This window comes from Virgibacillus oceani (assembly GCF_041521345.1).
In the GTDB taxonomy this organism is placed as follows: Bacteria; Bacillota; Bacilli; order Bacillales; family Amphibacillaceae; genus Virgibacillus_N; species Virgibacillus_N oceani_A.
This window is the reverse complement of the sequence record NZ_JBGOHB010000021.1, coordinates 23,682-38,107: the sequence shown is the minus strand read 5'-3', so window position 1 is coordinate 38,107 and position 14,426 is coordinate 23,682. Positions and strand designations below refer to the sequence as shown.

Here is a 14,426-nt window from a genome sequence, read left to right as displayed (position 1 = left end):
AAAACTCTTACTTAATCTTTTTTGGCTGATAATCCGGAACTGCTCCTGGTGTTCCTGCATACTTTTTCGTTACTGGGCCTACTGCATGCATATCCACGACAATCAGTGACGGTTTGTCACTGGAAACTGCTTCAGTAAACACGGATGTAAATTCAGCTGCAGATCTGACGGGTTTCGAATTAAAGCCCATGCTTTCCCCAAGTTGGACAAAATCCGGACTTTGCAAATCTACTGCTACACGATTTCCATAAGTAGCATCCTGAATACCGCGCAATACACCAAACCCTGCATCATCAAATAATAGGACGGTAATCGGGAGATTTTCCTGGGCAGCTGTAGCCATTTCACCTATATTAAGTAAAAATCCGCCATCACCTGCCATTAATACAACGGGATGCTCTTTGCAGGCTACCTGAGCTCCGATTGCTAAAGGCAACCCCTGACCAATTCCTCCTCCCGCAGTATATATGGAGGTTCCCGGCAAAAGTGTATCTATCACACGGCTTCCCCATAGATTTGCCGGTACAGTTACATCACGTACCAAAATACCTTCCCGGGGCAGAATTTTTCGGATATCGCTTGCAAAATGTTTATAGGGGCCAAGCGTATCCAATAAGTTTTTACGCACTTGATCTCGTAGTTGTTTCACTTCACCAGTGTATTTCTCCTCCACGGAGAAGCTTTTACCTTTCAATCGATAGATAATATTGCTCAAAATTAGTTTTGCATCACCTGCAATACCTTGTGTAACGGGATAATTTAAATTAAATGCATGTATGTTTGTATTGATACTAATATGTTCTTCTGGAACAAAAGCATCCCAAAGGCCTGTTTCTGTACTGCGGAACTGCGTACCGACACTGAGCATGAAATCGGAATTTCGAACAAAATCACGGACTACCTGATTGGAAGAAAAATAACCTACACATAATGGATGATTTTCAGGAATGGAGCCCTTTCCCGCTTGACTAGTAATAACTGCTGCTCCAAGCATTTCAGCTAATTCTGTTATTTCCTCAGATGCTCCGGATTTTATAACACCTCCGCCTGCCCAAATCACTGGTCGCTGTGCTGCAGTTATTTTACGAAGAAGTTCTTCTGACGGTTCAAATACCTGTTCCTTAAAGTCGGAATTGGAATTCTTATGCACTTCCTTTATATTACTGTCACTAATGATTGCTGATTGATAATCAATCGGAATTTCCAAGGTGACTGGCCCGGTCGGTGCTTCGAACGCTTTATCTATCGACCTTCTTATTACAGAATAGGCCTGTTCTGGTTTTCGGAGACGGTATGCTTTCTTGCTTGCCCCATCCATCATAGAAAGTTGGTCTTTTGCCTCATGTATATAATGTCTGCCCTGATTTATATACGGACTTTCAATTTCACCCGTTATATGTAGTAGCGGTGTCCCTGCACTCCAGGCTTCTACCAATGACCCGGCAGCGTTACCCGCACCGGTGCCAGTACTTGTGATTACCACTCCCAGTTTGCCGTTAGCTCTACTATATCCATCTGCCATGTTTACCGCACCGCTTTCCCCTCGCGCTGTGATCAATTCGATACTACCTTCTCGGGCTATTGCATCATAAATAGGCAAATTATGCACGCTGACAATACCAAAAGCTTTTTCCACTCCATTTTTAACAAGTTCTTTTATGATAGCATCTGCCACAGTGAATTCTTTTGTATTTTCCAATGCCAATTTAAAATCATCCTCCATCTCCAAAGCCTCTTTATCCGGTTAAAATAAAGAGGCTTATTTTATTGTGTTACTAACCCTGATGACAACCTGAAATCCTTATTCCAAAACACCGATTTCTTTATAGTATTTTTCTGCACCCGGATTTAGTTCGCCAACATTATTTTCCATGGAATATTCCGCATTAAAATCATCCATGATACTGGAAATATCTTTCCATCGGTCCGTTTCCTCAAACAGCATTTTAGTTAATTCGTAAACTGCATCTTCACTCATGACATCGTCGTTTGCCAATAAAGATGTATACGGAGCAATCGTTGGGATGCTTTCATCCAGGAAATCATAGTCCTCCGTGGCCAGTTCGTGGGTAATATAGCCTTCATTCAGCTCATTCAACTGCTCTACTGTTTCATTTTCCAAAGGAATAAATCGAACGCCAATAGAGGTGGCTAGTTCTTGAAATACAGCGTTCGGCACCCCGGCAATCGTAGCGATAGCATCAATATGACTATCCCTTAAAAGGTCAGCACCATCAGAGGTTCCCACATATTCGACTCTGTCCAAATCATCATAACTCATGCCATGGACTTGCAGAATATCTATAAAAGCAAGTTCAGAACCATAACCCTTCACGCCAGGACTAACAATCTTTCCTTGCAAATCCTCAATTGTATAGATATCTGAATCTTCCTGGACGACTATATGCATAGCAGTAGGATAAAAAGTAGCAATGGTACTCACATTATCTATTTCTTCATCAAATGGTTCTAACCCCTGATTGGCAGCATGAATCATCGGACCTGAACTGAAAGCGATCTCAAATGTGTTATCAGAGAGCCCGGCCAGGTTGGAAATGGAACCTCCTTCTATGACAGTATGAGAGGTCCCAGAATAAAGCTCATCCATTTTCTCACCCATGGAAGCCGCTAAAGTGTACCAGAAACCGCCTATGGTTGAAGCACCAATTCTAATATCCTGGGGAACTTCTCCATTGCCTGTTCCCTCAGACCCATTATCCGTACTTGCATCACTCGTGCAAGCGCTTAAAATGATTAATATTAAAATAAACATACCAAATTTCTGCAGTTTTTTCATGGAAACATTCCTTTCTAAAAATATATTAGTTTGTCCCAACTTTTCACATATTATATCTTTGTGCTGATAAATAACTGGTTTAATGGTTACATCTTATCACCACCTTTACTTGTAAATTCATTTAGTTTACCTCCTCTCTAAGTACTTATGATCCTTTGTATAAGCTTGAAAGAAGTAGCTTAGCATAATGTAAAGCGCTTTCAATTATTCCGTATTTTGGAGTAATCATTCCAAAAACAAAAAACCAGTTACAAAGACAGATCACCTTTTAAAGATTCTGAAAATGTAACTGGTTTAAATCCAAGTATTGCTCTGTTTCTCCAACAAAGTCATTTAGATTTAGCAGCCTTTATAATATTTATTTTTTTAAAATCCTATTTTTAATTTGTATGAATGAAAGTTTAACATTAATTCATATTTTAATCAATTATTTTATAATTCTGGGAATATGAAGGTATAGTTTTATGCAGACAAGTACTTGAACACACCACCAAATAAGTCAAGCGCTTACTTCATAAGGAAACAACCGTTATTTGAACGAGCAAAATTAAATCGTTACTGCTTTTTATCTCTAAGAAAGTAGTAGTCAAAATTCACAGGAAAGAGAAAATATATTGTCAATATGCAAAGCTAGCAGTATAATTAAAAATTGATACATAAATAAGCAAATCATACTACAGGGAGAGAGTACAAAAATGAAAATTCTCGTAACAGAATTAATGTGGGAAGACGGAATAGAAGAACTGAAGAGAAAAGGATACACTGTGGACTACGACATGGAACTGAGCAGGAAGAGGGAGGAATTGCTGTCATTGCTTCCCGATTATGACGCGCTGATTGTTCGCAATGAAACAAAAGTGGATACAGAATTTTTGGAAGCGGCAAAAAAAACACAGGTTATCGGTCGTCTTGGTGTTGGCTTAGATAATATCGATCTGCAGGGAGCCAGAGAAAGGAATATTCCGGTAATATCTGCAAGAAATGCAAATGCTACCTCTGTAGCGGAATATGTAATGGCGGCAATGCTCGACGCTTCTCGTCCATTGTCTGCAGCGGATTCAGATGTGCGCCAGGGCAACTGGAACCGCAAATTCTTTACAGGGTATGAGCTAAACGGACGTACACTTGGGCTCGTAGGAATGGGAGAAATTGCACATCGTGTGGCTAAGCGGGCCAGGGCATTTGGAATGAATGTAGTGGGCTATGACCCGTTTGTCGCTCCTTTTGACCATGTCGTGCAGGAAACTGGGATGAAGCAAGTAGAAATGGAAAACCTTCTGAAGGAATCCGATTTTGTTTCTATTCATGTGCCGCTTACAAAAGCAACGAAACACCTGATCAATAAAGAAAATATGAAACTGATGAAATCCCATGCCTATGTCATTAATTCGGCCAGAGGTGGCATTGTGCACGAAGAGGACCTTGTGGAAGCCGTCAAGGAAAATCAAATTGCTGGGGCCTATCTTGACGTGCTGGAAAAGGAACCGGTACAAAAAGATTCCCCGCTTGCAAAAGTAGAGTCAATCAGACTTTCCCCGCATATTGCCGGATTGACTATCGAAGCACAGTCCCGCACTGCTATGCTTATTGCCGAAGAGGTGGCCGGAGTGCTGAACGGTGGTCAGTCACTTTGCAGGGTAAATTAATAATTGAACATGAAAAAAGTAGCCTTTCACCTGAAGGGCTACTTTTTTCTGTCCGTATTTTTAATGCAAATTTAACTTTTTGCTTTTTACAAATGGTGTGACATCCATCCGGGTAGGCACTTTGTATTTATTCTCCATTTGCTCTGTCCATGTAGAAATTTTTTTGTTGGTGGAGCGACTCTGATAGTATGTCTTTAAGTATCTATCAAATTCTTTCACCAGCTGCCCCTGTTTATACTTGTCATCATCATATTTATTTTCATGATAAATCGCCTCTAGGGGCAGTCTTGGTTTAATTTCCGGTTTATGATCCGGATGCCCGACTGCCAGACCGAATAGAGGAATAACATACTCCGGAAGCTCCAACAGTTCATCCACTCTCTTTATATCATTTCGTAAACTTCCAATATAGCAAATACCAAGCCCCATTGATTCTGCAGCAATAGAAGCATTTTGCGCAGCCAATGTAGCGTCAATGGTGGCTACAATAAACTGTTCTGTACTTTCAATATTTTGTTTTACCGATTCTTCTTTATCTGCGGCAGTTACCTGGTAATTCCGCTGAAGATCGGCACAAAAAACAAATAAATGGCCATTATTTTCCACGTGAGGATGTCCTGAGACAGCCCGCAGATCCGATTTCAGGTGGTCATCGGTAACGCCAATAATCGTATATGCCATCACATGGCTGGAAGTAGAAGCCTGCATGGCGGATTTAAGGATCATTTCCTTTTGATCAGATGTTAATTTCTCACCCGAAAATTTTCGAATGGAACGATGGTTGAGCATAGTTTTTATTGTTTGATTCATAATGATCTCCTTTACTTTTGTGTCCATATAAAACTATACGCTAGTGGAATTTTTTTTTCAATTGTAAGATTTTAAACTGAATTACTTAGATCACCTGTTCCTCGGCCCCATTTACTTGGAAAATTTTTAGATAGTTTTCGACAAATTATTGACTTTTAATAATTCAATGATTATAATATGACCTAATAGAAAACAGAATGACTATTCCGTAAAATGGAATAGCTTTCATTGTACTCTATTTTTAAAAGATTTAGAGATTGTGAGAAAAAGTTTTGTTAGTGGAGATCATGAAGGAGGGAATAAAGTGAGTAAAGTAATTGATAAGTTTGAATTATCGAAATACATAAAAGACGGGGATACTTTACTTGTTGGCGGGTTTGGCCTTTCGGGAACACCACTTACCTTGATTGATGAGCTAGCCGCATTGGACAAAAAAGATTTAACTGTAGTGAGCAATAACCTCGGTGAGAAGGATAAAGGACTTGGTATTCTATTGCATACAGGCTGCCTCAAAAAGGCAATGGGATCTTACTTTACTTCCAACCGTGATGCTGTCAATGAGTGGTCAAAGGGGAATTTGGAAATTGAACTCATACCACAGGGAACCCTGGCAGAACGCATTCGCTGCGGGGGAGCCGGAATTGCTGGATTTTACACAAAGACGGCTGCCGGAACGGAGCTTGCTGAAGGAAAAGAAGAAAAAGTATTTGACGGGGAAACTTACATTTTGGAAAAGGCGATTAAAGGGGATGTTTCTTTAATCAAAGCTATGAAAGCGGATACGAGAGGGAACTTAATCTACGACCATACGGGAAGAAACTTTAACCCGGCAATGGCTGCTGCAGGTAAAACCGTGATTGCAGAAGTGGATGAAATTGTGGAAGTCGGTGAACTGGAACCGCACGAAGTCACCACACCGCATGTGTATGTTGATTATATTGTCATTAATGAATATGAAAAGAGAGGAGCTCTGAACAGTTGACCTAATTTCATAACAAATCATCAAAAAGCATATTAAATCGCAACCAATTCGACTTAATATGTGCTGTTCAGTGCTTTCAAGCCCGAGTGAGTGTAGTTTCCTGAAAAGGAATCAGCATGATAAACTACGTTAGTGGAGAAGGGTAAAGATACACCTGTGGATGTTCTACCAGTCCGCTGCTCTGTAAGTGCTGAGGAAGAAAGTTCGCCTAGGTTGTGGCAACCCTAACCCCAAAAGCACATATCCCGTCCATTGACATGGGCAAGGTGGAAAATTCCCTAATGGGAGGTTGGTCAGAAATGACTGAATACTGTTTCGTCGTTGATTTAAAAGATAGAAAACTATCCCCGACAAAAGTAAATAAAGCTTGGTTTCTAATTCGGAAAAAGCGTGCCAAACTGCTTAATAAGTATCCGATGGTTATTCAACTAATGAAAGAAGTACCAGAAGAGGATATGGATCAGTCCCGAATGCATTTCAACATTGATGATGGGGCGAAATATATAGGTGTTGCGATTGTACAGGACTGCAAGACAAAAAACAAACCTGTGTTTAAAGGTACTATCGAATTAAGACAGGATGTTAAAGGAAAATTGGACACTAGAAGAGGGTACAGGGGATATAAAAGATCACATAAACGTTATCGAAAGCCACGCTTTGATAATCGTTCATCATCCAAAAGATCAGGCAGGGTACCACCAAGTATCTTACAAAAGAAGGAGTCTATTTTACGAGTTGCAAAGCAGTTAAATAAATGGATAAACATGAACTCTATTCATTTAGAAGATGCAGCCATTGATATCCGGACAATAGAAGCAGGATATAAACCTTACAAATGGCAATATCAAAAGAGTAATCGCCTGGATGAAAATATACGAAAAGCTGTTATTTTTAGAGATGAGCATCAATGTAAGAAGTGCGGAAAAGAAAATGGCCGTTTAGAAGTTCATCATATTATTCCAAAAAGGTTAAATGGATCTAATTCCCTTCATAATTTGATTACTTTGTGCCCTGACTGCCATAGCAAGATAACAGGCAATGAGTTGAATTACTCCCAGCAGTTCTTTGATTTAATTAAAGGAAAAAAGCTAAATTTCACTTTTGCTATGCATGTGATGCAAGGGAAAAATTATTTGAAAAGAGAATTAGAAGAAATAGCACCTGTTACACTGACAACAGGTGGGGACACAGCAAATAAAAGAATTGATTGGGAAATTGAAAAGTCTCACTCTAATGATGCAATTGTCCTTTCCGGACTACTAGTTCAAAAAGATCAATGCCAAATGAAAGACTATGTAATTAAACCAATGCGAAGAAAAAGAAAAAATAACATAGAGGATTTTGCTGGGTTCAAGCACAGGGATTTCGTCCAATACACAAAACGTAATGGGGATAAATACAAGGGTTTTATTACAGTGTTGAATCCAAAACGAAAATCATTTGATATGAAAACAATAGATGGAAAAATCTTTAAGAAATATGGAGTGAATTCAGCTAAAGTATTATGGAGATTCAATAAGATTTATTGGATATAAACTTTTACGAAGGAGGTGAAACCTGGTTATTTTAAGGTGGTTTGATACGATTTGTTATACTTTTTAGATAACCAGGTAAGTACATTGTCCCAACAGGATCGAATTAAAATTGCCAAACGAATTGCAAAGGAATTACCGGATGGTGCTTCGATTAATCTGGGTGTAGGGATACCTACATTAATTCCGGATTATCTCGGTGATAAAAAGGTGGATTTACATTCAGAAAATGGACTTCTGGGCATGGGTCCGACTCCGGATGAAGAAAATATTAATATGGAATTGATCAGTGCAAGCAAAAAGCCTATTACAATGGATAAAGGAGCTTCATTATTTGACAGCTCGGATTCATTCGTGATGATCCGTGGCGGACATATTGATGTTGCAGTAATGGGAGCGCTGCAGATAGATCAATATGCACAGATTGCCAATTGGGCGATTCCCGGAAAAGATATCCTGGGAGTAGGCGGTGCGATGGATTTAGTAGCCGGAGCAAAGAAAATTATTATCGCTTCCAGTCACCAGGCAAAAGATGGCACACCAAAGCTTGTAGAAAAATTAACTTTCCCAAGCAGCGGCAACGGAAGAGCAGACATGCTGGTTACGGAACACGCAGTATTTAAGTTCTCGGAAAATGGAACTGAACTCGTTGAACAATTGTCTGATTTAAGTTTGGAAGAAATTAAAGAAATAACAGGAACAACGTTTACCTATAAAAATAAAGTAGTTTGATAAATTACAAGGAGGGACTACCATGAAAAAGTTTTTACTGTTTTTAATGGCCATATTGACCATGATGATTATTGCAGCTTGTGGATCCGGTGAGGAAGCAGATGGGGATGCAGGCGGAGAAGGCACCAGTGGAGAGGAAGCAACAGAAGTACCTTCTGAACTAACGATAGGAGCAGCTACACAAGGGGGAGTATGGTATACCCTTGGAGGAGCGATGAGTGATCAAATGAATGATGTATTCCCTGACTCATCCACTGCGATTGTTGAAGGAGGTTCTACAGCAAACATATTAGGACTTGGTGATGGAACTTTTGATATCGGTTTCACGAATGGAGAAGCCATAGCTGAAGCAAATAATGGAACTGGTGAATTTGATGAAGTAATCGATAACTTCAGTACGATCGCTACCATGTATCCTAATCCGGTACAAATTGTTGTAAGAGCAGACTCGGATATTTATTCGGTGGAAGACCTTGCTGGAAAAAGAGTGAGTCCGGGAATTCGCGGATACAGTGGAGAACTGTCATTCCTGAGAATACTGGATATTTTGGAAATGAGCTATGATGATTTGGATGGCATAGAGTACACCGGTACAGAGGATGCTGCAAACTTGCTTCGTGATAATCATATCGATGCGTGGATCGGAAATCTGGCAGCACCTGCAGCCACATGGCAGGAACTGGACACAACCGTGGGAATTCGTCTGATTTCGCTGAGTGATGAAGTAATTGATGCCCTGTATGATGATAATCCGGGTTATGTACCGTATACAATTGAAGCTGGTACTTATCCTAATCAGGAAGAAGATGCACATACAGTGGCACCGTATACTGTCATGTTAGTAAATAACGATACCATGCCTGAAGAAGCTGTCTATGAGCTTACTAAAATGGTAGTTGAAAATAATGATACATGGAGTACGATCTCTTCTACCCTGGATGACTTTGATGCTGAATATTCAGTGGAAAACAGTATTGGGGAAATGCACCCTGGTGCTGAAAGGTATTATCAGGAAGTAGGAGCAATGGATTAAAAGCAGGCCCGAATTCATACGGGTGGAAGGAGTTGGAAACTCATGCCGGAAAACCCAAATACGAATAACAGCAAAGCTGCAGAATATGATGATGATGGCAACAAAGCAGGAAGACTGCGTACCTTAAAGGGCGCAGTCAGCATCATTATATCTATTGCTGCAATAGCAATGTCTATATTTCACTTATACACTGCCTTATTTGGTGTGTTTGAATCTATATTACAGCGTTCTGCTCATTTAGGCTTTGCACTGATTTTGGTGTTTGCCATCTACAAGCCGGCAAGGAAAGCTGCTAAATCTGATTCAGTGCCATGGTATGACTGGATACTAATACTTTTATCTGCCGGAGTCTACACTTATTTTGTGTTCAATGCACAGGATATTTCGTCGAGGATGACTTATATTGAGGATCTGTCAGGATTCCAGATAGCTCTAGGAGTAGTTGGTACTTTAGTTTTGGTTGAAGCAACAAGAAGAGTAGTTGGAAACGCGCTTGTAGTTATTATTGTTGTTTTTCTTGTTTATGGTTTATGGGGGCAATTGCTTCCAGGAGCTATCGCACATCGTGGCTTTGACTTGATGTGGATTGTTGATCATCTGTACTATACAACTTCTGGTGTGTTCAGTACACCGCTTGGAGTATCGGCGACTTTTATTTTTTTATTTATTCTTTTTGGTAAGTTCCTTGAGGTATCAGGTGCAGGGAAGTTTTTCATTGATTTAGCTACAGCTGGAATGGGGAAGTACCGTGGTGGACCTGCTAAAACAGCTATTTTTGCCAGCGGTATTATGGGAATGATTTCAGGAAGTGCGGTGGCTAATACGGTAACTACCGGTGCCTTTACCATTCCGCTGATGAAGAAAACAGGCTATAAAAGTCATTTTGCAGGTGCTGTCGAATCGGTGGCATCAGCCGGTGGCCAAATTACTCCCCCTATCATGGGAGCGGCCGCTTTCATTATTGCTACATACCTGGGCGTGCCTTATATAGATATTGCGTATGCTGCATTAATTCCTGCTTTGTTGTTCTTTATCAGTTTATTTCTCCAGGTTGACTTACGCGCCAGGAGGATTGGACTAAAAGGACTAAGTAAAGAAGAGTTGCCAAACTTTTGGGATGTTTTTAAGAAAGGATTTTTATTCTTCCTTCCGTTGATTGTAATTATTGCAATGCTTGTTTCTGGTGCTTCTCCAATGAGAGCGGGTCTATTTGCAATTGGTGCTACGATTCTTGTTGCGTTAATAAATCGCGTGGCAAAGATGGACTTTAAATCGATAGTAAAAGCGTTGGATCTTGGAGCAAAAGCTTCCCTCGAAACAGCAATTGCTTGTGCGGCAGCTGGGCTGATTATCGGAGTAATCGGATTCACTGGAATTGGTCTGCAATTCAGCAGTTTGATTATCAGCATGTCCGGTGGGGTTCTTATTGTCGCTTTAATATTCACAATGATTACCAGTATCATTCTTGGTATGGGGCTTCCAACAGTTGCAGCCTATATTGTACAGGTACCATTGACTATTCCTGCCTTAATTGAGTTGGGAGTAGCACCGATGGCTGCTCATTTATTTGTATTTTACTTTGCAGCTATGTCTGCAATTACTCCACCGGTCGCACTTGCTGCGTTTGCGGCAGCAGGAATTGCAGGTTCAAAACCGATGGAAACTGGCATGACAGCTTTACGGCTGGGAATTGCAGCGTTTATCGTACCATATATATTCGTATATGGGGAAGAACTGTTATTAATTGGCAGTGTGCCGGAGATCTTATTGGGAACCGTTACAGCTATCATCGGAATTATGGGTGTGGCAAGCGCAGCAGAAGGCTGGTTGCTCCGTCATGCTTTCTGGTATGAACGGCTTATATTAATCATCGGTTCTCTGCTAATGATTGTCCCTGGTATTTGGACAGATATTATCGGGGTTATCATCCTGGCAGGAGTATATATAACACAGAAAATCTTCAGGAAAGACTTATTGACTGAATAGCAAATTTTATTTGTGGAAGGTGATGAAATGAGTAAAGTAACCGTAGTAGGTTCAGGCGTAATGGGAAAAGGAATTGCCTATGCTTTCGCCATCGGCGGCTTTGAAGTATATGTAAACGATCTGAATGATGATATTCTGGCAAAGACCAAAAATGATATTGATGCTTTGCTTGATGGCAGTTTTGAAAAAGGGTTTTTAAAAGAGGAAGCCTATAATAATGCAAAGAAAAATCTTGTTTATGAATCTGATTTGAAAACAGCGGCAAAAGGCTCTGAGCTTATAGTTGAAGCCGTACTCGAAAAAATGAATTTGAAGATTGATATATTCAAGCAACTTGATGAAATTTGCAGTCCGGAAACTGTGCTGGCAACAAATACATCGACCATGAGCCCAACGGAAATCGGTGCACAAACTTCCAGACCGGACAAAGTAGTTGCTATGCACTTTTTTAACCCTGTGCATAAAATGAAGCTGATTGAAGTGATTCGCGGACTGGAAACTTCCGATGAAACAGTGAATTTTGTACATGATATAGCCGCAAAAATTAATAAGACGACTGTAGAAGTCAACGAATTCCCGGGGTTTGTTACTTCCCGCATGAACTGTCTGATCGGAAACGAAGCTATGAATCTATTAATGGAAGGCGTAGCATCGGCGAAGGACATTGATAACGCTATGAAACTCGGGCTGAATCACCCGATGGGACCATTGGAGCTTGCCGATCTTGTTGGGCTCGATACTCGCTTAAGAAACATGGAGTACTTATATGAAACGCTTGGAGAGAAATATCGTCCATGTCCGCTCTTAATTAAGTATGTGAAAGCAGGCCGTTTAGGTAAAAAATCTGGCAGCGGTTTTTACCAATACAACTAGGAGGAGGTAAAACGTGGGAAATAATTATGAGAGTGTAAAAGTAGAACTGGAGCAGGGTATCTTTTGGCTTACACTTAATCGTCCGGATGCCCGGAATGCGCTGGATGCCAACATGCTGCGTGAAATTGATCAAGCTGTAACGGAAGCCGAAGCTAATGACGATGTAAAAGTGATTGTCATTCAGGGAGCCGGAGAAAAGTCATTCGCAGCCGGCGCAGATATCCGCCAGCTCAATGAAAGAAAACCGCTCGAAGCACTCGTGCCGGGGATGCAGGGGATTTATAACAAAATCGAAAGTTGCACAAAAGTAACAATTGCTGCAGTTCGCGGATTTGCATTGGGCGGCGGCTGTGAATTGGCGATGTCTTGCGATATCCGTCTGGCAACGAAAAATGCCAAATTCGGGCTGCCTGAGTTGAACCTGGGAATCGTCCCTGCGGCAGGCGGCACACAGCGCCTATCCCGCATGGTTGGAAAAGGCAGAGCGCTCGATATGATTTTAACCGGAAAAATTATTGACGGCGAAGAAGCAGAACGAATCGGACTAGTATCCTATTTTGTGGAAGAGGAAGCACTTCAGGAAAAAATACAGAAGGTAGCCGAAAAAGTGTTGAAAAAAGGCCCTGTTGCAGCCATGCTTGCAAAACGCGCCGTGCATAAAGGCTATGACATTGATGAAGATACAGCGATGTGGATGGAAAAGCTGTCCCAGGCTGTAGCATTTGGTACAGAGGATAAACACGAGGGAACATCAGCATTCCTTGAAAAGCGACAAGCAGAATTTAAAAACAGATAAGGAGATGTCATATAATGGATTTTAACTTCTCAGAGGATATTGAATTTCTAAGACAAAATGTAAGAAAATTTATAAGGGAAGAAGTAGAGCCGGTTGCCATGGAAATTGAGGAAAGCAACGAGATCCCTGAAAAAACCGTAGAGCAGTCCAAAGATATGGGGTTGTTCAGCTTAGGAATCCCTGAAGAATACGGCGGACTTGGCCTTGATATGGTAGGGAAATGCGCCATTTATGAAGAACTTGGAAAAACGCATAACGGATATACCACATTGATTGGTGCGCATACAGGTATTGGTTCTGTTGGTATCGTGGAGCTGGGAACGGAAGAACAAAAGGAAAAGTATCTTCCCAAATTGGCTTCTGGAGAATGGATTGGCTCTTTCGCACTTACCGAGCCAAGTGCAGGTTCCAATGCGGCTAACATGAAAACAACTGCGGTGAAAAAAGGCGATAAATACATTATTAACGGTTCGAAACACTATATTACCAACGCAGTGGACGGCCATGTGTTCACAGTAATGGCAGTAACGGATCCTTCCAAGGGTGCGAAAGGGATTACTTCTTTTATAGTGGAAAAAGATTTCCCTGGTTTCATCGTAGGAGCCGTGGAAGACAAAATGGGGCTACGCGGTTCCCATTCCGCAGAGCTTTTCTTTGAAGATATGGAAGTACCTGCAGAGAATGTACTTGGGGAAGAAGGACGCGGCTATGTGAACGCCTTGAAAATTCTTGCCAACGGTCGTGCCGGACTAGCAGCAAGAAACCTTGGTTCTAGTAAACGTCTGCTTGAACATTGCCTGGATTATGCATCAGAGCGTGAGCAATTCGGCCAGCCAATCATCGAAATGCAAGCCATTCAGCATATGCTCGCAGAAATCAGTAAAGATATTGCTGCATTGGAGGCTTTAACTTATAAAGTGGCCTGGATGACGGATCAAGGACAGCGTGTCGTGAAAGATGCAGCGATTGCCAAATTATACGGATCTGAAGTTTACAATAAAGTGGCAGACCTTGCTGTACAAATCCACGGCGGTATTGGTTATATGAGAGATTATCCGATTGAACGCTACTTCCGTGATGCACGTATCACCAAAATTTATGAAGGAACATCAGAAATTCAGAAAAATATTATCGCCAACGAATTAAAGCGTGAATTGAAGAAATAGGAGCAAGGGGACACGAAACCTGGGACTGCGCTGAATGCTCGTCCCACCGAAGAAGTTGTCCCTCTGTCCCGAG

At 41.1% G+C, this 14,426-nt stretch carries 12 protein-coding genes; 9 read left to right on the top strand and 3 right to left on the bottom strand.

Translation table 11 applies throughout. From position 1 onward, the window contains the following. Window positions 1-7 precede the first annotated feature (7 nt). Both ACDX78_RS15205 and ACDX78_RS15200 read right to left on the bottom strand, forming a co-directional pair. On the bottom strand, window positions 8-1,723 hold the full coding sequence (locus ACDX78_RS15205; protein ID WP_486029007.1) for a thiamine pyrophosphate-binding protein: 1,716 nt from the start codon (window positions 1,721-1,723) through the stop codon (window positions 8-10). Window positions 1,724-1,801: 78 nt separating this feature from the next. After that, window positions 1,802-2,797, bottom strand: coding sequence for a TAXI family TRAP transporter solute-binding subunit (locus ACDX78_RS15200; protein ID WP_486029006.1), 996 nt, complete (start codon window positions 2,795-2,797; stop codon window positions 1,802-1,804). A 695-nt stretch (window positions 2,798-3,492) separates the two neighbouring features. Between ACDX78_RS15200 and ACDX78_RS15195 the strand changes: the two genes are divergently transcribed. Continuing rightward, entirely contained in the window at window positions 3,493-4,443 is a 951-nt protein-coding gene (locus tag ACDX78_RS15195) for a hydroxyacid dehydrogenase (protein ID WP_486029005.1), read from the top strand. A 60-nt stretch (window positions 4,444-4,503) separates the two neighbouring features. On the opposite strand, the gene nfsA is transcribed toward ACDX78_RS15195, so the two are convergent. Continuing rightward, window positions 4,504-5,253 (bottom strand): oxygen-insensitive NADPH nitroreductase, encoded by a 750-nt coding sequence (gene nfsA / locus ACDX78_RS15190; RefSeq protein ID WP_486029004.1) that lies wholly within the window; start codon window positions 5,251-5,253, stop codon window positions 4,504-4,506. A gap of 304 nt (window positions 5,254-5,557) precedes the next feature. On the opposite strand from nfsA, the gene ACDX78_RS15185 reads away from it, so the two are divergent. The 8 genes from ACDX78_RS15185 (at window position 5,558) to ACDX78_RS15150 (ending at window position 14,353) form a co-directional block, all read left to right on the top strand. Continuing rightward, window positions 5,558-6,235, top strand: coding sequence for a CoA transferase subunit A (locus tag ACDX78_RS15185; RefSeq protein ID WP_486029003.1), 678 nt, complete (start codon window positions 5,558-5,560; stop codon window positions 6,233-6,235). Window positions 6,236-6,534: 299 nt separating this feature from the next. Continuing rightward, a complete protein-coding gene (gene iscB, locus ACDX78_RS15180) occupies window positions 6,535-7,770 on the top strand; it encodes an RNA-guided endonuclease IscB (RefSeq protein ID WP_486029002.1) in 1,236 nt (411 codons plus the stop codon). Between the two features lie 51 nt (window positions 7,771-7,821). Then, a complete protein-coding gene (locus tag ACDX78_RS15175) occupies window positions 7,822-8,499 on the top strand; it encodes a 3-oxoacid CoA-transferase subunit B (RefSeq protein ID WP_486029001.1) in 678 nt (225 codons plus the stop codon). 22 nt (window positions 8,500-8,521) lie between these two features. Continuing rightward, entirely contained in the window at window positions 8,522-9,532 is a 1,011-nt protein-coding gene (locus ACDX78_RS15170) for a TAXI family TRAP transporter solute-binding subunit (RefSeq protein ID WP_486029000.1), read from the top strand. A gap of 42 nt (window positions 9,533-9,574) precedes the next feature. Then, window positions 9,575-11,518, top strand: coding sequence for a TRAP transporter permease (locus ACDX78_RS15165; RefSeq protein ID WP_486028999.1), 1,944 nt, complete (start codon window positions 9,575-9,577; stop codon window positions 11,516-11,518). Window positions 11,519-11,545: 27 nt separating this feature from the next. Then, window positions 11,546-12,391 carry a 3-hydroxyacyl-CoA dehydrogenase NAD-binding domain-containing protein gene (locus ACDX78_RS15160; RefSeq protein ID WP_486028998.1) on the top strand — a complete coding sequence of 282 codons (846 nt, stop codon included), beginning with the start codon at window positions 11,546-11,548 and terminating at the stop codon, window positions 12,389-12,391. Between the two features lie 13 nt (window positions 12,392-12,404). Next, a complete protein-coding gene (locus ACDX78_RS15155; protein ID WP_486028997.1) occupies window positions 12,405-13,187 on the top strand; it encodes an enoyl-CoA hydratase/isomerase family protein in 783 nt (260 codons plus the stop codon). Window positions 13,188-13,201: 14 nt separating this feature from the next. Then, the gene (locus tag ACDX78_RS15150; RefSeq protein ID WP_486028996.1) at window positions 13,202-14,353 is read left to right on the top strand and encodes an acyl-CoA dehydrogenase family protein; all 1,152 of its coding nucleotides are present in this window, start codon (window positions 13,202-13,204) and stop codon (window positions 14,351-14,353) included. Window positions 14,354-14,426: the final 73 nt, after the last annotated feature.

Bases quoted from the DNA above. Each gene is read 5' to 3' on its own strand.
- ACDX78_RS15200 (WP_486029006.1), bottom strand. From the start codon at position 2,797: ATGAAAAAACTGCAGAAATTTGGTATGTTTATTTTAATATTAATCATT.
- ACDX78_RS15165 (WP_486028999.1), top strand. From the start codon at position 9,575: ATGCCGGAAAACCCAAATACGAATAACAGCAAAGCTGCAGAATATGAT.
- ACDX78_RS15160 (WP_486028998.1), top strand. From the start codon at position 11,546: ATGAGTAAAGTAACCGTAGTAGGTTCAGGCGTAATGGGAAAAGGAATT.
- ACDX78_RS15205 (WP_486029007.1), bottom strand. From the start codon at position 1,723: ATGGAGGATGATTTTAAATTGGCATTGGAAAATACAAAAGAATTCACT.
- iscB (WP_486029002.1), top strand. From the start codon at position 6,535: ATGACTGAATACTGTTTCGTCGTTGATTTAAAAGATAGAAAACTATCC.
- nfsA (WP_486029004.1), bottom strand. From the start codon at position 5,253: ATGAATCAAACAATAAAAACTATGCTCAACCATCGTTCCATTCGAAAA.
- ACDX78_RS15170 (WP_486029000.1), top strand. From the start codon at position 8,522: ATGAAAAAGTTTTTACTGTTTTTAATGGCCATATTGACCATGATGATT.
- ACDX78_RS15150 (WP_486028996.1), top strand. From the start codon at position 13,202: ATGGATTTTAACTTCTCAGAGGATATTGAATTTCTAAGACAAAATGTA.
- ACDX78_RS15195 (WP_486029005.1), top strand. From the start codon at position 3,493: ATGAAAATTCTCGTAACAGAATTAATGTGGGAAGACGGAATAGAAGAA.